At 70.6% G+C, this 22249-nt stretch carries 20 protein-coding genes and 3 pseudogenes; 11 read left to right on the top strand and 12 right to left on the bottom strand.

What is annotated here, in order from left to right; all coding sequences use genetic code 11:
• Positions 1-889: 889 nt before the first annotated feature.
• The 5 genes and pseudogenes from P3H78_RS24525 to P3H78_RS24505 form a co-directional block, all read left to right on the top strand.
• A complete protein-coding gene (locus P3H78_RS24525) occupies positions 890-1495 on the top strand; it encodes a class I SAM-dependent methyltransferase (RefSeq protein ID WP_276111313.1) in 606 nt (201 codons plus the stop codon).
• 70 nt (positions 1496-1565) lie between these two features.
• The gene (gene pnuC, locus P3H78_RS24520) at positions 1566-2243 is read left to right on the top strand and encodes a nicotinamide riboside transporter PnuC (protein WP_276111312.1); all 678 of its coding nucleotides are present in this window, start codon (positions 1566-1568) and stop codon (positions 2241-2243) included.
• Positions 2240-3352: an AAA family ATPase gene (locus tag P3H78_RS24515; RefSeq protein WP_276111311.1), complete on the top strand. Its 1113-nt coding sequence runs from the start codon at positions 2240-2242 to the stop codon at positions 3350-3352. The genes pnuC and P3H78_RS24515 overlap by 4 nt, the downstream gene beginning before the upstream one ends.
• 417 nt (positions 3353-3769) lie before the next feature.
• Positions 3770-4021, top strand: coding sequence for a hypothetical protein (locus P3H78_RS24510; protein WP_276111310.1), 252 nt, complete (start codon positions 3770-3772; stop codon positions 4019-4021).
• 234 nt (positions 4022-4255) lie between these two features.
• Positions 4256-4913 (top strand): annotated as a pseudogene (locus P3H78_RS24505) (transposase); the annotation flags it as partial.
• 218 nt (positions 4914-5131) lie between these two features.
• Here P3H78_RS24505 and P3H78_RS24500 read toward each other — a convergent pair.
• Both P3H78_RS24500 and P3H78_RS24495 read right to left on the bottom strand, forming a co-directional pair.
• The gene (locus P3H78_RS24500) at positions 5132-5419 is read right to left on the bottom strand and encodes a hypothetical protein (RefSeq protein WP_276111309.1); all 288 of its coding nucleotides are present in this window, start codon (positions 5417-5419) and stop codon (positions 5132-5134) included.
• Between the two features lie 472 nt (positions 5420-5891).
• On the bottom strand, positions 5892-6398 hold the full coding sequence (locus P3H78_RS24495; protein ID WP_276111308.1) for a nitroreductase family deazaflavin-dependent oxidoreductase: 507 nt from the start codon (positions 6396-6398) through the stop codon (positions 5892-5894).
• Between the two features lie 162 nt (positions 6399-6560).
• On the opposite strand from P3H78_RS24495, the gene P3H78_RS24490 reads away from it, so the two are divergent.
• The 3 genes from P3H78_RS24490 (at position 6561) to P3H78_RS24480 (ending at position 9051) form a co-directional block, all read left to right on the top strand.
• A complete protein-coding gene (locus P3H78_RS24490) occupies positions 6561-7649 on the top strand; it encodes a PP2C family protein-serine/threonine phosphatase (RefSeq protein ID WP_276111307.1) in 1089 nt (362 codons plus the stop codon).
• Positions 7650-7683: 34 nt separating this feature from the next.
• Positions 7684-8220 carry a MarR family winged helix-turn-helix transcriptional regulator gene (locus P3H78_RS24485; protein WP_276111306.1) on the top strand — a complete coding sequence of 179 codons (537 nt, stop codon included), beginning with the start codon at positions 7684-7686 and terminating at the stop codon, positions 8218-8220.
• Positions 8221-8373: 153 nt separating this feature from the next.
• Positions 8374-9051, top strand: a complete 678-nt coding sequence (locus tag P3H78_RS24480) for a hypothetical protein (RefSeq protein WP_276111305.1) — start codon at positions 8374-8376, stop codon at positions 9049-9051.
• 38 nt (positions 9052-9089) lie between these two features.
• Here P3H78_RS24480 and P3H78_RS33590 read toward each other — a convergent pair.
• From P3H78_RS33590 to P3H78_RS24430, 10 genes and pseudogenes are all read right to left on the bottom strand, one after another.
• Positions 9090-9786: pseudogene (locus P3H78_RS33590) on the bottom strand (DUF4142 domain-containing protein).
• Positions 9787-9966: 180 nt separating this feature from the next.
• Positions 9967-10404, bottom strand: a complete 438-nt coding sequence (locus tag P3H78_RS24470; protein ID WP_276111304.1) for an SPW repeat protein — start codon at positions 10402-10404, stop codon at positions 9967-9969.
• Between the two features lie 159 nt (positions 10405-10563).
• Positions 10564-10809 (bottom strand): hypothetical protein, encoded by a 246-nt coding sequence (locus P3H78_RS24465; RefSeq protein ID WP_276111303.1) that lies wholly within the window; start codon positions 10807-10809, stop codon positions 10564-10566.
• A gap of 104 nt (positions 10810-10913) precedes the next feature.
• A complete protein-coding gene (locus P3H78_RS24460) occupies positions 10914-12593 on the bottom strand; it encodes a chloride channel protein (RefSeq protein WP_276111398.1) in 1680 nt (559 codons plus the stop codon).
• 372 nt (positions 12594-12965) lie between these two features.
• Positions 12966-13475 carry an APC family permease gene (locus P3H78_RS24455; RefSeq protein WP_276111302.1) on the bottom strand — a complete coding sequence of 170 codons (510 nt, stop codon included), beginning with the start codon at positions 13473-13475 and terminating at the stop codon, positions 12966-12968.
• Between the two features lie 415 nt (positions 13476-13890).
• On the bottom strand, positions 13891-14337 hold the full coding sequence (locus P3H78_RS24450; RefSeq protein WP_276111301.1) for an ASCH domain-containing protein: 447 nt from the start codon (positions 14335-14337) through the stop codon (positions 13891-13893).
• Positions 14338-14470: 133 nt separating this feature from the next.
• On the bottom strand, positions 14471-14902 hold the full coding sequence (locus P3H78_RS24445; protein ID WP_276111300.1) for a hypothetical protein: 432 nt from the start codon (positions 14900-14902) through the stop codon (positions 14471-14473).
• Between the two features lie 717 nt (positions 14903-15619).
• The gene (locus P3H78_RS24440) at positions 15620-16384 is read right to left on the bottom strand and encodes a DUF4142 domain-containing protein (RefSeq protein ID WP_276111397.1); all 765 of its coding nucleotides are present in this window, start codon (positions 16382-16384) and stop codon (positions 15620-15622) included.
• 78 nt (positions 16385-16462) lie between these two features.
• Positions 16463-17005, bottom strand: a pseudogene (locus tag P3H78_RS24435) (transposase); the annotation flags it as partial.
• 334 nt (positions 17006-17339) lie between these two features.
• Positions 17340-18854: a SulP family inorganic anion transporter gene (locus P3H78_RS24430; RefSeq protein ID WP_276111299.1), complete on the bottom strand. Its 1515-nt coding sequence runs from the start codon at positions 18852-18854 to the stop codon at positions 17340-17342.
• 422 nt (positions 18855-19276) lie between these two features.
• Here P3H78_RS24430 and P3H78_RS24425 point away from each other — a divergent pair, with 422 nt between their 5' ends.
• The 3 genes from P3H78_RS24425 (at position 19277) to P3H78_RS24415 (ending at position 21627) form a co-directional block, all read left to right on the top strand.
• Positions 19277-19681: a MerR family transcriptional regulator gene (locus tag P3H78_RS24425; RefSeq protein ID WP_276111396.1), complete on the top strand. Its 405-nt coding sequence runs from the start codon at positions 19277-19279 to the stop codon at positions 19679-19681.
• A gap of 861 nt (positions 19682-20542) precedes the next feature.
• A complete protein-coding gene (panD, locus tag P3H78_RS24420; protein WP_276111298.1) occupies positions 20543-20968 on the top strand; it encodes an aspartate 1-decarboxylase in 426 nt (141 codons plus the stop codon).
• A 2-nt stretch (positions 20969-20970) separates the two neighbouring features.
• Positions 20971-21627 carry an aspartate/glutamate racemase family protein gene (locus P3H78_RS24415; RefSeq protein WP_276111297.1) on the top strand — a complete coding sequence of 219 codons (657 nt, stop codon included), beginning with the start codon at positions 20971-20973 and terminating at the stop codon, positions 21625-21627.
• Positions 21628-22249 lie beyond the last annotated feature (622 nt).

Genomic DNA, 22249 nt, shown 5'->3' with positions numbered 1-22249 from the left:
GCTGGTCGACCTCACGCTGACAGCGGGCCGGTGGCTCCGTGCCGCGCTGCGCCTGCGGCCCGAGGCTTCCTTGATCCTGGAGGACGACCGCGGGCCGGCCTTCCGGCTGGTCTGCCGGCGTACCGAGTGCGAGAGGAGCTCCTACCGCCTCGCCTGGCCGCGGATGACCGGTTGCGCCGTCGTGATCCGCCCCGATCTGCTGGGAGTCCTGGCCGAACGGGTTCCCGTCAGCGTCGTCATCCGAGACTTTGCCATGCGCCTTGGGCGGGCGGGGAGGGGAGGGGAGGGGGAAATGACGCGGAAGCGCTCGGTCGTGCGGTGGAGGAGCGTGCTGGTCGGTCCTGGGCCTCCACCTCGTTGCCGCTGAACCCGGTGAGCGCCTTGCTCCTGATCTCTCGACGTGACTGACGACTCATCAGGCAAGTCGGCATCCAATCGGCATCGGACCGGAACGGCCTTCCGAGCCCGTTCCCGGTCGACGGCTTCGCGGTGGCTTGTTTCGCGCACATCGCGCAGCTGAGAAGTCCGCTCACCACGGCTCACGATGTGCTGGAGAGTCTTCGGGTCGAAGGTATGTCGATGTACGGTGAGCAACGCCCTTGACCTGCACAAAGCAGGCAGGGAGCTGTCCTCCAGGCGTCCAAAGTGCTGCGTACTCTGTTCAAGTCCAAGATCTAGCGTGTGGGCGTTGCCGCAGGTCGGAGTCCTGATCGCTGCCCCGGGGCCAGTAAACGGTCAGCATGCGACGAGACCGTGTCCCGGCTTGCTGCCCCTCGGTTCGGGGCAATGACATCGGGCGTCGACGCGGCCGCATGGGGTCCGGCCGCTGGTCGCCGGAGAGGACGTCCCGGTCGGAGTGGTCATGCGGCTCCGGATCTATGCTGCTGTCATGAACCGTTGGGAAGAACTGACCGGGGGAACGTCCGGGCATGCCTATGCCGCACGGTTCGCGGCACTGGCCGAGGGGGGCGAGGACGTGCACGGTGAGGCGCGCTTCTGTGCCGCGCTCGTGCCCGCGGGGGCGCGGGTGCTGGACGCCGGGTGCGGTACCGGGCGGGTCATGATCCGGCTCTCGGAGCTGGGGTACGACTGCGTCGGGGTGGACCTCGACGCGTCGATGCTGACGGTGGCGCGGCGGGAGGCGCCGGAACTTCCCTGGTTCCAGGCGGATCTGACCGAGTTCGATCCGGGCCGGCTCGGCATCGTCGCGGACTTCGATCTCGTGGTCGTCGCGGGCAACGTGTTTCCGCTGCTCGCCGCCGGTACCGAGGCCGGTGTGGTCAAGCGCCTGGGCGCGGTGCTGCGCCCGGGCGGTCTGCTCGTCGCCGGCTTCGGTCTGGACCGGGCCCATCTGCCGGTGCCGCCCGGCATCGCTCTGCCCGAGTACGACAAGTGCTGCGCCGAGGCCGGTCTCGCCCTCGTCGACCGCTTCGCCACCTGGGGCGCGGACCCGTACGACGGCGGCGGTTATGCCGTCAGCGTCCACCGCAGGTGAGGCGGCCCTTGCGAAGCTGACCTGCTCCCATTATCGTCACTCAGACATTAATGGGAGGGGTGAGGGCGGCATGTCCGTCTCGGACGCGCTCGGCGCCTTGGTCGCGCCACTGAACCACCAGTTGTTCCAGGTCGGCCAGGATGCCGTCACATGGTCCGAGCTGCTCGGCTTCGGCACAGGGGCCGTCTGCGTGTGGTTGTGCGTCAGGGTCAGTGTGTGGAACTTCCCCGTGGGCATCGCCAACAACCTCTTCTTCTTCGTGCTGTTCTGGAGTGCCCGCCTCTACGCGGACGCCGCACTTCAGGTCGTCTACCTGGTCCTTGCCGCGTACGGCTGGCTGATGTGGCTGCGCGGCGGAGAGCGGCGCTCACGCCTGCGCATGGGCCACGCTTCCAGGTCTTCGCTGCTCGTCCTGGCGGCACTGGTGGTCCTGGCAACCTGGGGGCTGACAGTGCTGCTGACTCGTGCCCACGACGTCGCGCCCTTCTGGGACGCGCTCACCACGGCGCTGTCGCTGGCCGCGCAGTGGCTGCTCAACGCGAAGCAGATCGAGAACTGGTGGTTCTGGATCGTCGCCGACCTCGTCTACATCCCCCTCTACTTCGTCAAAGCGCTGGACCTCACCGCTATCGTCTACACGCTGTTCCTGGCCATGTGCCTGACTGGATGGCGGTCCTGGCGGCGCGATCTGGCCGCCGCCCGGCCCTCTGACGGAGGAACCGTCCCGGACCGGACGGTGACCGCATGAGATCGTCCTTCGCCCACGGGCTGGTCATCGGCAAGTTCTATCCACCCCACTCCGGTCACCACTTCCTGATCCGCTCCGCCGTGGACGCCTGCGTGCGCGTCACGGTCGTCGTCATGGCGGCCGGTCACGAGTCGATACCTCTCGCGGAACGCGTCGCCTGGATCAGAGAGCACTGGGCCGGTGAGCCCCATGTCGCCGTCGTCGGCATCGTCGACGACCTGCCGGTGGACTACGGCAGCGAAACCGCCTGGGGCGGCCATGTCGCCCTGATGCGCGAGGCCGTCGCCGCCGCCCCGCCCGCCCCCGGCGTGGACGCGGTCTTCAGCTCCGAGCCCTACGGCACCGAACTCGCCCGCCGCTTCGACGCCGCACCGGTCCTGCTGGACCTCGGCCGCACCACCTTCGCCATCTCCGGTACCCAGGTCCGGGCCGACCCCGTCGGCCACTGGGAGGAGATCGAACCGCCGGTGCGCGCCTGGCTCGCCCGGCGCGTCGTCGTCCTCGGCGCGGAGTCCACCGGTACGACCACGCTCTCCCGGGACCTCGCCACCGCCCTGAGGGCCCGCGGCGGTCCGCACGCGCTCACCCGCTGGGTACCGGAGTACGGACGCGAACTGACCGTTGCCAAAATCGCCTCCGCCCGCGCGGTCGCCCGCCCCGCCGAGCCGCTGCCGGCCATGTCCGACCTGGAGTGGCACGACACGGACTTCGAGCTGGTCGCACACCGTCAGAACCAGAGTGAGCAGCACGCGGCCCGCGTCGGCGGACCGGTGCTCGTGTGCGACACCGACGCGTTGGCCACCACCGTCTGGCAGGAACGCTACAGAGGCCGCGCCACCGACCCCGTCCTGAAGGCGGCCGCGGCCATGCCGCCGCGCGCCCTGTATCTGCTCACCTCCGACGAGGGTGTGCCCTTCGACGACGACGGCCTGCGCGACGGTGAACACCTGCGCCCCTGGATGACCGGACGCTTCCGCGACGTCCTCACCGCCTCCGGTGCCACGTGGCTCGAACTGCGCGGCGACCGCCCAACGCGCCTGACTGCCGCGCTCGATGCCGTCGACCGACTCCTGCTGGACGGTTGGGACCTGGCGGATCCGCTCGGCTGACGTCCGGTGTGCGGGAGCCCTCGCGCCGGCCGTGAGGGACCGTGCGAGGGCTTCGCACGGGCGGGGCGGGGCTCCGCCCGACCGAGTCACCGCTTGCTGCCCTCCCCGGTCCGCAAGATGACCTCCGCGTGATCAGTGACATGGCTCGTCATCCACGTCAGCGCGGATCCGGACCGTGGCAAGAACCGGCGGCGGGTGAGGCGGGCCGGGGCGAGATGTTCGCTGGTCGGGGTGGTTCGGCACTGACCCTCTACCTCACCGCCTCCGACCCCAGTGAGCAACATGTCATGAATCCCTCGACTCACCTGATGACTCATCAGGTGAGTCGGCATCCAATCAGCGTTGAACCGGGAAGGCTTTCCGTGCGAAGCCCACTGGTATGTGAACCGAATACGCGCCAACGCGATGAAGGCAGTCATGGGGAGGACCGTGGGCGGCCCCTACAAGGTCGTCAACGGTGACTCTGTGATCGGTGCCGAGTCGGGTGCCGTGATCTACAGCCGCCTCGGCAACAGGAAGTTCAACCGCGTCGTGAGTTCCAGCCCCGCGACTGTGATCCACCAGGCCCAGCCCGTCCCGCAGCCCACACCCGGGCCGGTCCCGAGTCCGTACCCCGGAACAGCCGACCAGCCGGGCCTGGGTACGAACCGCAGACGACACAAGGAGTGAATCGGTGGCCGCTGTTGGTACCGATCGCAGTTGTCGCACTGCCCGAGATCGCCGAGGGCGGCAGCGGGCGTGCGCTCACCGACACCGCCGCCGCCCAACGGGGCGCGGCTAACCTCGCGCTTTCATGAACCGGGCTGTCCGACAGGTGATCGCGTAAGCAGAAAATGCCTCTGACCAGCAAGGGTGAGGATTGTCGAGGTCCTTGTTCCCGCTGAAGCCGGAGGCGCTTTCCAGGTGAAGCAGCCTATCGGGTCCTACCCGCGTGTACGGGCCGACGGACGTCAGGTCGTCTGGCAGGCCGGTTCGGTACTGCTTGTGGAGGCGGTCCGCAAGGCCGCTCTCGGCCAGGCGATATCCGCCGCTCTGGCACCGTGGCGCAAGCCGCAGGCCGCAGGCCGTCCATGATCCCGGCAAGATCCTTCTTGACCTTGCTCTTGCGGTCGCGCTCGGCGGGGACTGCCTCGCGGCCATCGCCATGCTGCGGTCCGAGCCGGCCGTCTTCGGGCCGGTTGCCTCCGACCCGACCGTCTCCCGTCTCATCAACGCCCTCGCCGTATCGGGCGGGAAGGCGCTCGACGCCGTCCGCCGGGAGCGGTCCGAAGCCCTCTCGCGGGTGTGGTCGATGGCCGACGGCCATGCTCCGGACACGGGCGGCGAGGTGACGGTGGACCTGGACGGCGTCCTCGTCGTCGCGCACTCTGACAAGCAGGACGCGGCACCCACCTGGAAGAAGACCTACGGGCATCATCCGCTGATGGGGTTCGTCGACCACGGCGCGGGCGGCACGGGGGAACCCGTCGCGGCCCTGCTCAGGCCGGGGAACGCGAGGTCGAACACCGCTGCCGGCCACATCACCGCAGCCCGCCCGGTCCTCGCCCAGCTGCCGAAGAAGTGCGAACCGCACGAGGGCGGCGGAGAACCCGGCTCTGGCGGCGCCGCGGCCGGGGCCAGCAGGACGGGGCGCTTTGCACGTCGAGTTCTGCGACCCGGTCTCGCCTTCGGTGCCCATGGCGCTCCGTCCGGCCCATGGGCCGGCGTATCCGCGGCCGGCGGACGGGCGCCGGATCATCGGAACACCCCGACGCCATGGCGCGGTGTCGGGCCGCGATGTCAGTTCGAGACGACGCGCGCCTGGAGCCGGACCAATCCGGCCACGGCGAACTGGAGTGTCACGAGCAGGTTGTGCTGAGCGGTGATCCCGTGCAGGTGGCCCAGCCGGACGCGCGGTCCGCTGCCGTCGAAGCGGACGGTGCTGCCGCTGAGCAGCAGGATTCCGGCGGGGTCCAAGGCTCCGTCGCCGTGGGTGGAACGTCCTCCGGAGAGGATGCCGCGACCGCCGTCCGGGGTGGCCACCATGTCCAGGTGTTCGGGGGCGTCGTCGTCATTGCGGACGGACATGGTGAGAGTGCCGCCTCCGGAACGGTCGAGGTGTACGACGGCGTCTGAGACCGTGAGGTCGATTCCGGCGGCACGGACACGGACATGGCCGATGGCGGGAGAGCCGGTGGTCGAGGAGGGGAGGGGAGCGGCACGGCCTGCGGCGTCGCCGCTCGCGCAGCCAGCCGTCACGGCGGCGAGTGCCGCGGACACCGCGACCGCGATGGCGGTGCGTGCACGGGCGAGAGGTCCTGTCATAGTCGCGCCAAGAGTCGGTGACGAGTGGGTCCGCCTCCCGGCGTCGCCGCCGCGAGGCATAGAGGGGCCCGTCGGCGGACGGTGCGTTGCCCACCGCGACGCGGGGCTTCACTCCAGGGTGCCGGGCAACTGCGACCGCCGACGGGGCCCCCGAAACCAATTTTTGCATAATGCAAAGCAAATGCCCAGGGTGCCCCACCGTCCGGCTGGGGTGGGCCGCTGCGGGCGTGGGCGGTCAGGGCGTCCGGGGTGGGACGCTCGCCTCCAGTTGCACGAAGGGGATGCCCCTGACGGCCTCCCGGAAGGCGGATTCGCTGCCATCCACGGGCACATGCATGAAGGCGCACAGGAGCCGCACGGTCCGCGGGTGCCGACGGGCGTACTGCACCATCACCTCGGCGCCGTCATCGGGAGTGAGGAAGTGGGCCGTGACGGCGTGGTGGCATCCTCCCACCTGGACGACGGTCTTCGGCTGCTTCCTCAGGTTGCGGTACCAGTCGGTCCTCGGGCCGAGCCCGGAGGCCACAGTCCAACTGCCGCCGGTCGGATCGTGCTCCACCACTTCCAGTACGGCCAGGCGGTCCAGCCCGCTGAGGCGGCCCGTGTGGTGCAGTAGAAGCAGGCGCCCGCCGAACAGTCTTCCCAGCCCCGCGCGGAAGAAGCTGATCGGCATCCTGGCGGCGAGCCGCCGCCAGTCGGCGCGCAGGGGCGGTGGGCGACGTGTGGTTGGTCTGCGGGGCATGGTCGCCTCCGGGAGGGATGGACCCGCGGGCGCTCCGTCCCGATGGGACGGGACCTCGGGCAGGTGTGGTGGGCTCGGATAACCTTTGCATAGTCTAAAGGAAGAGTCGCTGCACATGAGTGATCGGGCGGCTCCGGCTCCGTCGCGCCGCTGGAGGGCGTCATGACCGTGCACAAACCCGCAGCCGGCCCGGTGGTCCTCTCGTGCCTGCCCGCGGCGGCCATGACCGTGGTGATGGTTGCCGACGTCGTCGCCGGACCCGGAGTGGGGTTCCTGCCCCTGGTCTCGCTCGGCCCCGCCTTCTCCGGGCTCGTCGGAGGCTGGCGGCGCACGGTACTGACCGGCGCGGTGGCCCTGCTGCTGTGTGTCGGCCTCGGCGTGTACGACGGGCTGTTCGAGGAGCGCCGGGGGTTCACGGCGATGGCCTCGGTCATGGGGGTCACCGGCGCAGGGGTCGCCGCCGCCGTGATGCGGTCGCGCAAGGAGGCGGAGCTGGCCGAGGTGAGGTCGGTGGCGGAGGTGGCCCAGCGAGTACTGCTGCGTCCCGTGCCCCGCTCCGCGGGCACGCTCCAGGCTGCCGTGTCGTACACCTCGGCGGTCGCGGAGGCACGCATCGGCGGCGACCTTTACGACGTGATCGCCTCTCCTTACGGGATCCGGGTGATCGTGGGCGACGTGCAGGGAAAGGGGCTGGCCGCCGTCGAGACCGCTGCCGTGGTGCTTGGGGCCTTCAGGGAGGCGGCTCATGACGAACCCGACCTGGTCGGGCTGGGTGAGCGGCTGGAGCGGAGTGTGGCGCGGGAGGTGGAGGGGGAGAAGTTCGTGACCGCAGTGCTCGCCGAGTTCGGCCCGGGACGGGAGGCCGTTCTCCTCAACCACGGGCATCCGGCACCGATGATCGTCCGGGAGGCGGGCGGCGTCGACTTTCCCGAGCCGGACGCCTTCTGCCTGCCGCTGGGACTGGGCGCCCACGGGGGCGAGGCGCCCGCGCCCTATCGGGTGGACCTCGCGCCGGGTGATCAGTTGCTGCTGTACACGGACGGGGTCACCGAGGCCAGGGATCCTCGCGGCTCCTTCTATCCGCTGCCCGACCGGGCGCACCTGCTGAAGGAGCCCGATGCGGATCGTGCCCTGAGGGCCCTTCGGGACGACCTGGTCCGGCACGCGGCCGGACCACTCCACGACGACGCCGCGATGCTGCTGCTGCGGTATCGGGGCCGATCGGGAGGAGCGTCCTTCACCGGTCCGTGAGAACGTGGCGTCCCGGGCGCGGTAGAAAGGACGCATGCAGGAGCGAGAGACCCCGACGGGTGCCTTGGACGATGTCGACGCCGTCACCAGGGCGGTGCTGACCGCTTCGCGCCTGTTGGTGGCGGTCTCGGCCCGTTCGCTCGCTGCGGTGGAGGACCGGGTCACTCTTGCCCAGTTCCGTATGCTGGTCGTGCTGTCGACCCGGGGGACGACCAAGCTGGTCGCTCTCGCCGAGCTGCTCCAGGTGGCGCCCTCCACGGCCATGCGCATGGTCGACCGGCTCATCGCGGCGGGGCTGGCGGACCGGCGGACCAACCCGGCCAACCGTCGTGAGACCCTGCTGCAGTTGACCGAGGAGGGTCGGCGCACCGTCGAGGACGTCACCGCCCGGCGCCGTGCCGAGATCGCCGCCATCGTGGAGCGCCTCCGGCCGACCGAGCGGTTCGCCCTCATCGAGGCCCTCAACGCCTTCAACGAGGTGGGGGGAGAGCCACCGGCCCCCGCGGCCGACGATCCGGAGCCCCATCCGCTCGGCTGGATCGTGGACGGGGTGGTGGCGCACGACGCCTGACGCCCGGTCGGGGGCGCGCCCTCGCGTCCTTCTCTGCGAGCCGCTATTTTGCATCATGCAAGGTATGGGTGGGCGCCGTGTTCGGTGCCGTGTCCCGGCCCGGCCAGGCTCGACGCCGACCGCCGGACGGAGGGAAGCGGAGGTGCGGCACGCATGCGTCGTAGGCGTCGCCTCCCGTACTCCGCCGAGTCGCATCTCGCGGCGCATCTTCGCGCCACGGTCTGGGGGCCGGCCGAGTTTGTCGGGCTGCCACCACGGTGGCTCGTCGTGGAAGGCATGCTCGCGGGTGTCGCGGCCACTTCGGCGATCATCGGCACGGCCGTCGTCGGCGCCCTGACCGGCGTACCGGTGCTGGCCGACGGTGAGGCGGGCCTGGTGTGCGCGGCCGCCCTCGGCCTGTACCTGTCCGTCGTGGGCGCCGGCCGCGCCCTGGTCGGTGTCGCCGCCCTGCTCGGTGCGTGCCTCGCGCTCCAGGCGCCCCAGGCCGCCGCGGGAGTGGTGCTGGCCGAGCGGGGACAGGTGCGCTCCGTGGTGGTGATGTCGGTCGAGGCGCCCCGGGCCGCGGGTGGCGGCGACCACGCCCGCTACCTCTGCTCGGTGGCGGACCGCGACGGCGTCCTGCTCGGCGTCCGCATCTGGCGCGGCTGCGACGGGTCGACGCGGCCCGGGGACGCGCTCGCCGTCGTCCTGGACCCTCTCGGGCGCGTGCCGCCGCGCGGTGCGACGCCCGGGCCCGGGCCGATGCGCGGGCCGACTCCTTGGGGGGTGGCCCTGGTCGGTGCGACCGTGACCGCGGTGGTTCGCTCGTACCGGATCTCCAGCCACCCCTGACGCTGCGCGGGCCCGGCCGGCGCACCATCGCGCGCGCGTCAGCCCGCTGCCGGGGAGTCCGGCGGTACGGGCGCGGCCGTGTTCGTCGGCACCCCGGAGGAGGGGAGAGGGCCACCACGGGGGAGCCCGGCTGCGGCGGCGGGGGCGTGACCTGGCCGGCCGGCAGCTTCGGCGGGGTCGTCTCCTGGAAGTTCACCTGGTCGAAGTGACCAGCCCGGTGGCCTCCAAGACCTTGATGTGGTCCAGGGCGACGTTGTTGGCCTGGTTGGCCAGGTCGCGCACCAGCGTGTTCTTCGTGAGGGCGCGGACCTTTGCGGGCGCCGGAAAGATCTGGGCGTGCGTCACCCGGAGGATGTTCGCCAGGTCGGAGTCGAACTGCTTTCCCCCTGTCTGCGGTCAGCGTCCCCACAAAGCCCTGCTGCTGGGGGTGGGCTGGTCGGGCGGCGTGATACCCGGTCGAGGAGCGATTCTGCGGCACGTGGCGTCGAGCGCGGAGTGTCCGATCACCAGGTGCCGGCCCGCCGTGTGCACGGCCGTGGACGTTCCCTTTTCCAGAGCCGTCCGCCCCGAGGAATACTCCCGCAGTCCGGCAGACCGGACCTTCACGACGAAGTCGCGGTCGCCCGCGGTCAGCGGGCCGTACGGAGTGCTCGCGCTCACGCGAGAGGGATCACTGGAGACGTTCTGGAGCCCGAGCATGCCTGGGTGGGCGAGGGCGGCCAGGGTCAGACTCAGTGCGCCGCACACGACAACGGTTCCGACGGTGCTGCGCGACGGGTGCCTTCCGGTGCGAATCTGCGGGGGACACCGGGGGGTACGCGAGGCTGCGTCGATAAAGCCTTGCAGAGAGCAAAGCTTGCATCATGCTCAATGGGTCGGGTCGCATCCGGATGGTGGGCCGACGCCCCCGCGCCCTCATTCCGGCGCGCCCGTCGCCGCGCTCGTGGCGAGCAGGCCGGCCAGGCATGTGGCGCATCCGGCGCTGCCGTTGCTCCAGACGATCGCGGTCGTCACGTCGTGGGCGGCCGTCACGACGGCCGGCGACAGGATGATCCACAGGCCGAGCGGGACCGTGACCCAGGCGAGCCGCAGCGCACTCGGTGGTGCGAGACGGCAGGCGACGGCGAGTGCGGCGACCCCGAGCCCGACGATCAGGTCGTTGACGGTGAGGTACGGGTTCCGCCCGGCGAAGTGCGTCACCCAGGGCGAGACCGCCGTGTAGACGCCCACCAGCAGGACGCCCCCTTCGGTGGCGGATAGGAGCGGGCGGCTCGTCGCCCCCGCCCCGCGCGGCGCGGCCGGGCGGGGCCGGTTGGATCGGCCGGGGTTGCTCGACTGGAATGGGCGGGTCATGGCATTCGTTCACCTCCTGGCGACGGCTGCCCGTTCTCCCGGCCGGCGGTGCAATGTCCGTCGGGAGCGCCCGCCCCGACCCGGGAGCGGCGCTCCATGTCGCGGCGGTCGCCGTGGAGGCGGCGTTGCGCCTGGGGGCGGGAGGCGCCATCGGCACTGTCACGTCTCGTGCGCGCGTGCTGACGTCACCCGCCCCGGTCGCATGATGCGTATCTTGCCGCGTTCGCAGGCGGGGCAGTGGGGGGACTGGAGGGGGGAGGGCACGGCCCTGCCGTCCAGGTGGTAGGTGGCGATGACGTGCTGGTGGTCGTCCACGGTGACGTCGAGGTCGTACGTGTCCTCCCATCCGTGTCCGCAGTCGAGGCACACGAAGGAGTAGGAACGCCGGACGTGCTGCGATTCCACGGTTCACCTCCTGGGTGACGATGTCTACGTCGAGGTTTCCCGTACCCATTCTTGCACAGCGCAAAAGAGATGGGGAGGGCGTGCGCGGCCCGAGGGGAGGCTGCTCAGGTGGTCTCGTGCACGGCGCGCAGTGCGCTCTGGTGGCTGAGCCAGCCGACCGGTGTACCCCGTTCCGCGTCGAGTACGGGCACTCCGGTGCCGGCGGCCGACAGCAGCGTGTGCAGTGCCTGTGCGAGCGGCTGTTCGGTGGTGACATGCGCGGGCGGTTCGGCCAGCCGTCCGACCGTCGCGGGGGCTGCGTCGGGCTGCTCCGCGAGGGCCTCGGCCACCGCCTGGGCGGTGACGACACCGATGTAGCGGCCGGAGTCGTCGATCATCGGCAGCGCGCCGTGGCCGGACAGGCTCAGCAGGTCCGCTGCGTCCGTGAGGGTGGTCGCCGCGGGCAGGGGCGCGGGCAGCGGTTCCATGACGGTGCCCACGTGCTGGGCGCCGATCCGTGCCCCCGGCGCGGGACCTTCGAGGTCGATGCCGCGCCGGCGCAGTTTGAGCGTGTAGATCGTGTCGCGGGAGAGCAGGCGGCTGGCCGCGGTGGCCAGCACGATGGCCAGCATGAGGGGCAGGATGATCGAGTACTCGCCGGTCAGTTCGAAGAGGATGACGACAGCGGTGATGGGGGCCCGTGCCCCGCCCGCGAAGGTGGCACCCATGCCGATCAGGGAGTACGCGCCGACAGCGCCGGCCGTGCCGGGCAGCAGGTGGTGGACGCCGATGCCGTAAGCCGAGCCGAGCATCGCGCCGACGAACAGGCTGGGCGCGAAGACGCCGCCCGAGCCGCCGATGCCGATGGTCAGGCTGGTGGCCAGCATCTTGCCCACCAGGAGCAGGAGGAGGAATCCGACCACGTAGCCGCCTTCAGTGGCCTTCTGCAGAACGGGGTAGCCCACGCCGTACATCTGCGGCAGGGCCAGAAGCACCAGGCCGAGCGCCAGCCCGCCGACCGCCGGGCGCAGCCACTCCGGGCCCCGCCACACCCGGTCGCAGACGTCCTCGACCAGGTACAGGAAGCGCGCGAAGCCCATGCCGACGACGGCCGCGACCACGCCGAGCAGGGCGAAGAGGCCGTACTCGGCGAGGTGGTCCACGTGGAAGTCCGGCAGGTTCAGGAACGCGGTGTCGCCGAAGGCGGCGCGCCCGATGATGCTCGCGGTGACGCTGGCCAGCACGGTCGCACCGAACGCCTCGGCGGAGAAGGTGCCCAGGATGAGCTCCATGGCGAAGAAGACACCGGCCAGGGGGGCGTTGAACGTGGCCGCGATACCGCCCGCGGCGCCGCAGGCCACCAGGAGTTTCATGCGGTTCTCGGTGGCTCCCGCCATGCGGCCCAGCGTGGAGCCGAGCGCGGACCCGATCTGCACGATCGGCCCCTCGCGGCCCACCGAGCCGCCGGAGCCGATGGTCAGGGCGGAGGCGAGCGTCTTGACGACTGCGACCTTGGGACTGATCCGACCTCCGCGCTGGGCGACCGCCAGCATTACCTCGGGGACGCCGTGCCCGCGTGCCTCTTTCGCGAATCGGTGCACCAGGGGCCCGTACAGCAGGCCGCCGACGACCGGAGTGAACAGGACGAAGTACGGGCCGAGCCAGGGCGCGTGCGGATTGGCCGCGCCGGGGGAGGCGGCATAGTCGGCGTGCCCGGACAGCAGGCGGGTGAAGGTCTGGATGCACCAGCGGAAGACGACCGAGCCCGCCCCCGCTCCGGCGCCGACCACCACGGCCAGTGCCATCACGACCCAGGAGGCGTTGCGCAGTGCCGCGAGCCTCGGCGGGGGTGGGGCACACCCTGTCTCGTTACTGGGGATCTGCTTCCCGTCCGTGGCTGCCGGTGTGGCGGTCATCGGTTCTCCTTCCTCACTTTTGCATTATGCAAAACGAGGCCCATGAGTGCACCGAGTGTCCAGTCGGCGGGACCGGGATGACCACAACGTGGACCCCTGCTAGCACGGGCCCGTCGGCTCCCGAGGTGATCAGGACGGAATGCAATGCGTCCGAAGCGGATGCGGGGAACGGCGGACGGACGGGTGGCGCGGCCCGCATGGGCGCCGCACTGCCCGTCCGCCCGTCCCGGCTGGGCCGCGCCGTCCGGCGTGTGACCGGTCTCAGTCCGCTTCGGCGCGTGCCTCGATGTCCTCGAGGCCGGTGGGACGGCCCACCCGGGTCCACAGTGCGTACAGAGCGACTGCGACGAGGAGGGTCGCGACGAGGGAGAGCACCGGCCAGCCGCGCACCAGGTTCACGGCGAGTGTGAAGGCGACGGCCGCGCCGGCCATGCCGTTGGTCCAGGCCAGAGTGGTCTTCCGCTCCCGGCGGGCGAAACGCGCCATGGCGAGCAGGCCGACGAGGAAGCTGACGGAGACGGCCACCGCGTAGAACAGGACGAGCTCCTGTTCCTGTCCGGCTGCCGCGACGATGATCAGCGCGGCGGCGATCAGATAGATCACCACGGACCAGTACGGGGTGTGGTGCCGGTTGGCTCGGCCGAGGACGGGCGGCAGCACGCCGGGCCGTTCGGCCGTGCCTGCCAGTGCCTTCAGCAGGCCCGGCCCGGCCTGGAAGGAGGAGCTGGCGGCGGCGAGCAGCAGCAGCGAGCTGGTCAGCTGGAAGGCCAAGCGCCGCGGGTTCGGTCTTTCCGGACCTGATCAGAACGGTAGAGGCTGCCGTGGCGCACCCCTCGTCCGAGCCATCCAGCAGTCAGGGCCGAAGTTGTGATCGCTGCACTCTCTGCGGGCGACCAGGGAGGTGGCCGTCGGTGCTGCACCATCCCTTGCCGGGAACTCATGGGTGCGGAACCCAAGCCATGACGAAGCGTCGACGGAGGATTCCTCTTCAGCGCCACCAGCGTCACGAGGTGGGGAAAGGCGCGGCCAGGATGCACCCCCTGGCACCAGCCCCTGTCGATCCATAGGGACATGAACCTCGTCGTCCGAACGAGGTAACCGCGCCCGTCGCATCCATCAACGAGTGGCTATGGCCAGCAGCCGTCCCAGCGCTGGCAGGGCTTGTCCGGCCGATCTTCCCGGACCGTCATCGAGTCGGAGGCGGGTCACTGGCCGCCGAGTCGGGCTCGACCACTCGGAAGCGTTCCGCAACGACAAGAGTGCCGTCATCAATGACTGGAGTGCGTCCCAGGTACTCGCTCACGCCATCGCTCCGGAAGAACTCTTCGTGGGCTGCCCGCCACTCGGCCACGTCGGAGTAACCGCGCCCCTCGGCTCGCGCGAAGTCGTCGTCGATCTCCTTCATGGGAACGACGCGCACGTCGACGAGCTCGATCGTGACGGCCGGACGACCGTCAGAATCAAGCACCGAGAATCGCTGACCGGTCGCCGGTACTGCCTCTCCGGCGTGCTCGTAGATCTCAAGGAGACCCGTGAGCGCGGTCTTCTGACCGCTCAGGATCGCCGCCACACCCCGGTCACGTTCCGGACCCGGCAAGGCAAGCTCAAGGGTCGGAGGGTCGTCATGTCCCATGGAGCGAGGGTATGAAGCCCGGCCGCGTTGATCAAGGCCCACCGCTCCGCTCGCTCCCGAAGCAAGTACCTTCACAACACGGCCCGTTGGTCGATGTTCGCGTCTCGTAGTGAATAAGCTGGACCTTTGCGGCTTACGCGTTCGCTGGCCGGGCGGTGCTCGTGGTCAGACTCCAGGCTCCCTGACAGTGCACTGCGAGCCATGCCGGTCGAGTGGGCATGGCCAGCTCACCGTCTTTGACCGACCGGTAGCCGCGGAACAACTGCTCCACAGCTTGGAACCGGGAATTCAGCTGCTTGATGACGACTTCTCCTCTGCGACCCTCATGGGTGAGCCGGCCGGCGGCCCTGCCGCCGGCGTAACGGACGACGTCCCAGCCGTCGCCGCTGATCGAAGTGGCGAACTCCCGGCAACTGCCCGGATTCTCGAGGGCCGAGGCGTAGACGGCCAGCAAAGCCCCGTCGTGCTCTGGCTTCGGCACGAAGTCGATTGCGGCCAATGCCTCGCCGAAGCGGCTTATCTCCGCATCCAGTTCGGCCTCGCCTTGAGAAGGCGTGGAGGTCATAACCGCAGCGTAATGGTGTGCCCAGGAATACCCGGCGACGGGCGGTGGTCAAACGACCGCCCAATCGCGCCCTGCCGCCCCAGCCGACGCCTTTCTCACTGCGGTACCGGCGCGTTCCTTGCCGTGCGGCGACTACATCGGGGTGGCGGGCGTAGGCGTTGCGCCAGTCCGGATACGCGGCGTCGTCACTGACGGTGGCGCCTTACCCGGCGCACGAGCACAACGGGTTCCTCTGTTCCGGTGGCGCAGCCGCGAGCGTGCCCAGCGGAAGGACTGTCGATGGCGAAGAAACCGCTGTCCTCCGTGCCCGGCCTGCGGTGAAGAGTACGTGGGCATCTGCAGCTACTGCGAGCGCGCCGCTACCAGTAGGCCCTTGTGTGACGCCCCATCAGGAAAATTGGCATTCGGACAGCATCAGTCCGGGACAGCCTTCGGTCTTCGAGTCGAAGACATGCCGATGTACACAAGCCTGCTCGTGTTCTGGATGCGGGGCCTGTGGGAAGAGGCGTAGCCGCAGGCTGCCGGAGTCGTGTCGCGACTCCGTCGGGCGGCGAACAAGGCACAAAGGCCGCCGGGCACTCCTCGGACGCGGATACGGGCCAGGTTGCCGCGTTGGCCGCGGCAGCTCGACGGTGCGGGTCCCGTCGGTCCACTCGGCCCGTGGCGCCAGTCCACGGCGTAACTGCCTGCTCGTGCATGCTGCCATGTCGCGTGAGGTCATCCCGCGGTTGGGGACGCCGTGGGTGGGGGTGCCGTGGCGGGGCCTGTTGGTACCCCCTCGGCCGACAGCCCGGGGGGCACCGTGAGGGCGACGACGGGCGCGCCCGGCTGCGGCACGGGTGGTGTGACCTGGGCTGCGGGGAGCTTGGGCGGGGTCGTCTCCTGGAAGTTCACCTGGTCGAAGTTGACCAGGCCGGTCTTCTCCATCTGTGTGATGTGGTCCAGGACCACGTCGTTGGCCTGGTCTGCGAGGGCCCGCACGAGAGTGTTCTCCGTGGTGGAGCGGATCTTGGCGATGGTGTTGAAGATCGAACCGTGCGTCATGCGCAGGGTGTTGGCAAAGTCGGTGTCGAACTGCTTGCCCCTGTCGGACTGGAACGTCGCCAGGAAGCCCTGCTGCTGGGGTGTGGGCTGGTTGGGAATGGTGATGTTCAGCTCGGGGGCGATCCTGCGACAGTTGGCGTCGAGCGCGGCATGCCCGATGACCAGGTGCCGCCCTGCCTCGCGTACGGCTGCGGTCGTGCCCTTCTGCATGGCCAGCTGTCCCGAGGGGCCTTCCCACAGCCCGGCGGAGCGCACGAAGACGACGAAGTTCCGGTCGGCTTCGGTGAGCGGTCCCCATTGGGTGTTGGCGATGATGCGGGACGGGTTCGATGCGGTGGTCTGGATGCCCAGCATGCTCGGGTAGATGAGCGCGGCAAGGGTCAGGCTCAGAGCACCGCCAATGGCGGCGGTTCCGATCGCGTTGCGTGAGACGGGCATGGTGCCTCCCAGTGCGGACGGGTGGTCGTCATCCTGGGTACGCAGACCGCAGTGCAAGAGAACCTTTGCCAGAGGTAAAGGTTGCATGATGCCAAATAGCGAGGTTCCCGACGACTTGGTGTCCGGGGCAAGTCCGGCGTAGGAGGCGAGGTGGACGGCGGTGGGGCTGTTTGTGCCGTCGCCGACGGTGACCAGCAGCACGGCGGCGGTCCTGACCGCGACCTCCGGCATCGAGGAGGTCAGGACCTTGGGAAGAGGGTGTCCCTCCAGAAAGAGGGTGCTCCTCCAGCAGGGATTTGATCTGGACTTCCAGCGCTTGGCGCTGTTCGTGCACGGCGGCCAGGGAACGGTCCGGGGAGGGGATCACGGTGTCGAGGGTGCCGGTCCGGGGGACCACGACGGTCTGCTCGTCGAGCGCATCGAAGACCTCGTCGATCAGCCGGGCGGCCATGCGCGGAGCTTCGGGCGGATCACCTCAACGAGCCTGCGACGACCGGCCTTTCGCAGCGCTGCCGGGGATCCGTAGCGTTCCAGCAGCCAGGTCACCGTTGGGTGGTCCAGGCGCGGGCCGAGGACGCGTTCCAGGTCGGGGTGGAACTGGGTGATCAGGCCGCGTATCCGGGGCGCGTGCTGCTGGCCACCCGGCACGGCGCGGTGCACGTCCACCGCAGGCATCAACCAGCTCAAGGCTCTGATCGTCTCCGCGCCGGACGACCTCCGTGCCGAACCGCGACACCTCAGCCGACCACGGCAGGCCACACGCTGTGCCGGCCTCCGCGACCGCCCCGCGCTGCCCGCCATCTGCGTCGCATCCGCGCCGGGTCCGCCGATGTGCAACCGCACGGGCGAGCTGCCCGTGGTTCGCGGTGACGATCGCGATGAGCCCGATCACCAGGCACATGGAGGGCCACGTCGGTCGCCGCGGGGTCGGGGACCCGTGCGCCTGTCCTGCTGCTCAGTGGCCGGCGGTGAGTTCGCCGCTGAGTTTGCCGTGGAGGTAGGCGCTGGGGTGGTTCAGGCCGATGATCTCGACGGTTTTGCCGCGCTGGGCGTACTTGGTCTCGACAGCGTCGAGGGCGGCGACGGAGGAGGCGTCCCAGATGTGGGTGTCGGTGAGGTCGATGACGACCTTGTCGGGGTCGCCCGCGTAGTCGAACTGGGTGACGAGGTCGTTGGAGGAGGCGAAGAAGAGCTGGCCGGTGACGGCGTAGACGACCTGGGTGCCGTCCGGGTCGGTGACCGAGGTGACGTCGGTGAGGTGGGCGACGCGGCGGGCGAAGACCACCAAGGCGGTCAGGGAGCCCACGACGACGCCGATGGACAGGTTGCCGGTGGCGACGACGACGATGACGGTGATGGTCATGACAGTGGTCTCGCCGATCGGCATCCGCTTGAGTGTGGCGGGATTGATCGAGTGCCAGTCGAAGGTGCCGACGGAGACCAGGACCATGACGGCGACCAGGGCGGCCATGGGGATCGTGGAGACGACGGGGCCGAGCGCGATACACAGGATGAGCAGGAAGAACCCGGCCAGGAACGTCGACAGCCGGGTGCGGGCACCGCTCTTCACGTTGATCATGGTCTGGCCGATCATGCCGCAGCCGCCCATGCCGCCGAAGATGCCGGTGACGATGTTGGCGATGCCCTGGCCGACCGCTTCTCGGGTCTTTCTGGAGCGGGTGTCGGTGAGGTCGTCGACCAGCTTCGCGGTCATCATCGACTCCATGATCCCCACCAGGGCCATGGCGAAGGCGTAGGGCGCGATGAGGGTGAGGGTGTGGAAGGTGAACGGCACGTCGGGGATGCCGGGCACCGGCAGCGAGGAGGGCAGCTTGCCCTTGTCGCCGACGGTCGGCACGGTGATCCCGGCGGCGACGGTGATCACGGTGAGGATCACGATGGCGACCAGCGGTGCGGGCACCGCCTTGGTCAGCTTCGGGAAGAGCAGCATCAGCGCCAGTCCGCTTGCGACGAGCGGGTAGACCGGCCAGGGCACGTCGCGCAGGTTGGGGATCTGGGCGGTGAACAGCAGGATGCCCAGGGCGTTGACGAAGCCGACCATCACGCTGCGCGGGACGAACCGCATCAGCTTGGCCACGCCGAGCGCGCCGAGGATGATCTGGAAGACGCCGGCGAGGATGACCGTGGCGATCAGGTAGCTCAGCCCGTGCTGGCGGACGACAGGCGCGACGACCAGGGCGACGGCGCCGGTGGCGGCGGAGATCATCGCCGGTCGGCCGCCGACGAAGGCGATCACCATGGCCATGGTGCAGGCGGCGAACAGCCCGACCTTCGGGTCGACGCCTGCGATGACGGAGAAGGAGATCGCCTCCGGAATCAGGGCGAGACCGACCACCAGGCCCGCGAGGGCCTCGGTACGGAACACGGTCGGGGACAGCCAGGCCGGTCGGCCAGGGGCGCGCAGCAGTCTGGCCGAGCTGACCCGGGAGGAGGGCGCGGAAGAAGGCAAGGGCCTATTACCTGTCGAGCTAGGGCGCAGCAGGGCGGTGGGCCTCGGTGCACGGACGGGCACGGCGAGCCCGGACGGCAGGCCGTGGCCGGCCCACCGGATGCGGGCCGGAAGACTTCGAGGGAGCGGCGGGCGCATGCCCGCGACTCGACCGGTGTCAGGGGCGGCGGGTCACGGCGGGCAGGCGTCGGCGCTGGGCGTCGTGGGCTCGTGCACGCTGTCTCCTGCGGGACTCAATACCCTTTGCCGAGGGCGGCATCGGCCCCGACAGCAGCCGGGCCGCCGGCCCGCACCGTAAAGCGAGGGAGAGAGGCTCTCAGGCCGTCTCTCACCGTCGACAACTCTACCCTGACGTTAGAGTAGGGATTGGTCTCGGGGTGTGTCGCAGCACCGCGCGGAGAGAGAAGGGCCAGATCGGCGACGTGGACGGCAAGCACATGCAGATCGGTGAGGTCGCTGAGCGGACCGAGTTGTCCCTGCGTACCATCCGGCACTACGAGGAGGCGGGACTCGTCGTCCCCTCCACCCGCTCGCAGGGCGGCTTCCGCCTGTACGCCGAGGGCGACGTCGCCCGCCTGATGGTCATCCGCCGCATGAAACCACTCGGCTTCACCCTTGAACAGATGCGCGACCTGCTGGACGCCACCGACCGCCTCGACTCCGGCGAGGTGCTGACCGCCGACGAGCGGGAGGGATGCCTGGAGCGGGTGCGCGGTTTCGAGCGGGCCGCTGCTGAGCGTGTGACAGATCTGCGCACCCAGCTGGCACGGGCCGAGGAGTTCGCCGCCGCGCTGGCCGCCCGTCTCATGCCGACGCGGAGCGCTTGATCCCGTGCCGTGACCACACGGTTCACCGGATGCCGGGTGGTCTGGCCGCGTTGGTTGCCTCTAGTCGCCAAGGCCATGTGGACGGGGGCTGGCGGCGATCGTCGCGGGCTTGCTGCGCCCGCACATGACCGCCACTCTGGGCGGCGCTGGTCCGGATGCGCCGGCCAGGATGTCGAGTTCCGCGTGTACGACTCCGGGGACATGCGCCTGCGCCTTACCGACGCACTACCCGGCCGCGTCCATCACACCGGGCCCCGGCCGGCACGCCTGCCGAACACGCTGATCGTCGGTGTCGATGTGCTCGCGCGTGAACTCCTCGCCGCTGTGGCGGAGATCGCCGCCTCCGTCTGTTCGGCCTCCCGCGGGGCACCCACTCCCTGCGCTGACCGCCTTGGGAATGGAGGGCGGACGCGCGTTGAGGGCGCTGCAACCGTGGCTGGGTCGCTGGTCCACGACGGCTGACGTCGAGCGGCGGCGGCCGCACTCGTCGAGGCGGCCGCCGTATTCCGGGTGAGCCCACCGGGCAGTCACCCCAGTTGGGACGGCGACGGCAGGCGAGCCTGGCGCACCGTGCTTGTGAACGCATGCTCCCGCGAAGCGCAGTGCGTACGCGGTCACGTCGTTCCGCGACAGAGTGCGGGAGCAGATTCACCTCCAGACCCGACTGGAAAGGAAAGCGTGTCGACGTGCCACGGCCCACGCGCTCGTGCGACTGGCGCGCCGTCAGAAAAGTCAGCAACGGGTCAGTGTGCGTCTCGAACACTGGCGACAGCTGACCCCGCATGCGAAACGTTGTAGCCTCCCGGCATCGCCCTTGACCTGCAAAGCAGGCAGGGAGCAGAACGAATCGGGAGTTTCTTCGTGTTTCGTACAATGTTCAAGTCCAAGATCCACCGCGCCACCGTCACCCAGGCCGACCTGCACTACGTGGGATCGGTGACCATCGACGCCGATCTGCTCGATGCCGCCGATCTGCTGCCGGGCGAGCTCGTCCACATCGTCGACATCACCAACGGCGCCCGCCTGGAGACGTACGTCATCGAGGGGGAGCGCGGCTCCGGTGTCGTCGGGATCAACGGGGCCGCCGCCCATCTCGTCCACCCCGGCGACCTCGTCATCGTCATCAGCTACGCCCAGGTGACCGACGCCGAGGCGCGGGCCCTCGAACCCCGGGTCGTGCACGTGGACCGCGACAACCGCATCGTCGCGCTGGGGGCCGACGCCTCCGCCCCGGTGCCGGGCTCGGACCAGGAGCGGAGCCCGCAGGCCGTGCCGGCGGAGCGCTGACCGTGCTCGCCCTGCTGCACACGTCCCCGGTGCACGTGCCGGTCTTCGACGCGCTGCGCGACGAGGACCATCCCGGCCTGCGGCTACGGCACTTCGTCGACGAGGAGCTGCTCGCGCGCGCCCGCCGCGACGGCCCCGGCGCCGTGGCGGGCGCGGTCCGGGACGTCCTCGGCCGGGCCGCCGCGGAGGGGGCCGGGGCCGTGCTCTGCACGTGTTCCACCATCGGCGGCGTCGCGGAGGCGGCCGGCGCCGCGGCCGGGCTGCCCGTGCTGCGGGTCGACCGGCCGATGGCGGCCGCCGCGGTGGCCGCCGGGCGGCGCGTCGTCGTCGTGGCGGCCGTCCGGAGCACCGTCGCGCCGACCGTCGCGCTGATCGAGGAGGAGGCCCGTCGTGCGGGCCGTCCGGCCGAGGTCAGCGCCGTCGTCGCGGACGGGGCCTGGGCCCGCTTCGAGGCGGGCGACCGCGACGGCTACGTCCGCGAGGTCGCCGCCGTGGCCGACCGCGTCCGCGACGCCGACGCCGTGGTCCTCGCCCAGGCGTCCATGGCGCCGGCGGCGTCCCTGACGGTCACGCCGCTGCCGGTGCTGGCCAGTCCCCGTCCGGGCCTGGCCGCCGCCGCGCGGGCCGTGGCCGGGGAGGGCGGCGCACGGGACCGGTGAGGCGTCCGGTACCTGCGTCTCCGGGTGGCCCGACCGGGTCGTGCGGGGCAGCCGGGTGACTGGGGGACGGGGGGACGGGTAGGCGGGGGGAGTAGTCCAGAGCCGACGTCGACGACTGGCCGGAGGACGCCATGACGAACCCGTACCCCGACCCCGTGCCGCCCGCGCCCACGCCGGGTCCCGGGCCGGGGCCGGACCCCGAACCCCCGCACCCGGTTCCGGCCCCGGAGCCGCCGCCCGTCCCCGAGCCGCCCCCCGGCCCGCCCGCGCCGGTGCCCACGCCCCCGGCCCCCGGACCACCGGGACCCGGGCCCACCCCTCCCGCGCCGCCCGTGCCCGGGCCTCCGCCGGAGCCCGGTCCGTCCCCGATCCCGCCCGGCCCCGAGCCGGTGCCCTCGCCGGAACCGGGTCCGCCCCTCACCTGACGGGCGCGTCCGCAGGACGTCCCGATCCGCGGGGAGGGCCTTTAGCGGGAGGGTGAGCGCACCGGGCCTGCCGGTGACGCCGGGATGCGGCGGAACACAGGCCGGCACGGAACAGAAGGACATGTCCGCAGCACAAAGGGGTGGGCGCCCCTCGACGGCGCCCACCCCTTCTCGTGCCACCGCCCCGGGACGCACCC

Source organism: Streptomyces tropicalis, assembly GCF_029269835.1.
GTDB lineage: Bacteria > Actinomycetota > Actinomycetes > Streptomycetales > Streptomycetaceae > Streptomyces > Streptomyces tropicalis.
This window is presented reverse-complemented; position numbering and strand designations above follow the sequence as displayed.

Excerpts from the sequence above, each read along its gene's own strand:
- P3H78_RS24525 (WP_276111313.1), top strand. The coding sequence starts at position 890 with ATGAACCGTTGGGAAGAACTGACCGGGGGAACGTCCGGGCATGCCTAT.
- pnuC (WP_276111312.1), top strand. The coding sequence starts at position 1,566 with ATGTCCGTCTCGGACGCGCTCGGCGCCTTGGTCGCGCCACTGAACCAC.
- P3H78_RS24515 (WP_276111311.1), top strand. The coding sequence starts at position 2,240 with ATGAGATCGTCCTTCGCCCACGGGCTGGTCATCGGCAAGTTCTATCCA.
- P3H78_RS24510 (WP_276111310.1), top strand. The coding sequence starts at position 3,770 with ATGGGGAGGACCGTGGGCGGCCCCTACAAGGTCGTCAACGGTGACTCT.
- P3H78_RS24500 (WP_276111309.1), bottom strand. The coding sequence starts at position 5,419 with ATGTCCGTCCGCAATGACGACGACGCCCCCGAACACCTGGACATGGTG.
- P3H78_RS24495 (WP_276111308.1), bottom strand. The coding sequence starts at position 6,398 with ATGCCCCGCAGACCAACCACACGTCGCCCACCGCCCCTGCGCGCCGAC.
- P3H78_RS24490 (WP_276111307.1), top strand. The coding sequence starts at position 6,561 with ATGACCGTGCACAAACCCGCAGCCGGCCCGGTGGTCCTCTCGTGCCTG.
- P3H78_RS24485 (WP_276111306.1), top strand. The coding sequence starts at position 7,684 with ATGCAGGAGCGAGAGACCCCGACGGGTGCCTTGGACGATGTCGACGCC.
- P3H78_RS24480 (WP_276111305.1), top strand. The coding sequence starts at position 8,374 with ATGCGTCGTAGGCGTCGCCTCCCGTACTCCGCCGAGTCGCATCTCGCG.
- P3H78_RS24470 (WP_276111304.1), bottom strand. The coding sequence starts at position 10,404 with ATGACCCGCCCATTCCAGTCGAGCAACCCCGGCCGATCCAACCGGCCC.
- P3H78_RS24460 (WP_276111398.1), bottom strand. The coding sequence starts at position 12,593 with ATGGCACTGGCCGTGGTGGTCGGCGCCGGAGCGGGGGCGGGCTCGGTC.
- P3H78_RS24450 (WP_276111301.1), bottom strand. The coding sequence starts at position 14,337 with ATGGGACATGACGACCCTCCGACCCTTGAGCTTGCCTTGCCGGGTCCG.
- P3H78_RS24445 (WP_276111300.1), bottom strand. The coding sequence starts at position 14,902 with ATGACCTCCACGCCTTCTCAAGGCGAGGCCGAACTGGATGCGGAGATA.
- P3H78_RS24440 (WP_276111397.1), bottom strand. The coding sequence starts at position 16,384 with ATGCCCGTCTCACGCAACGCGATCGGAACCGCCGCCATTGGCGGTGCT.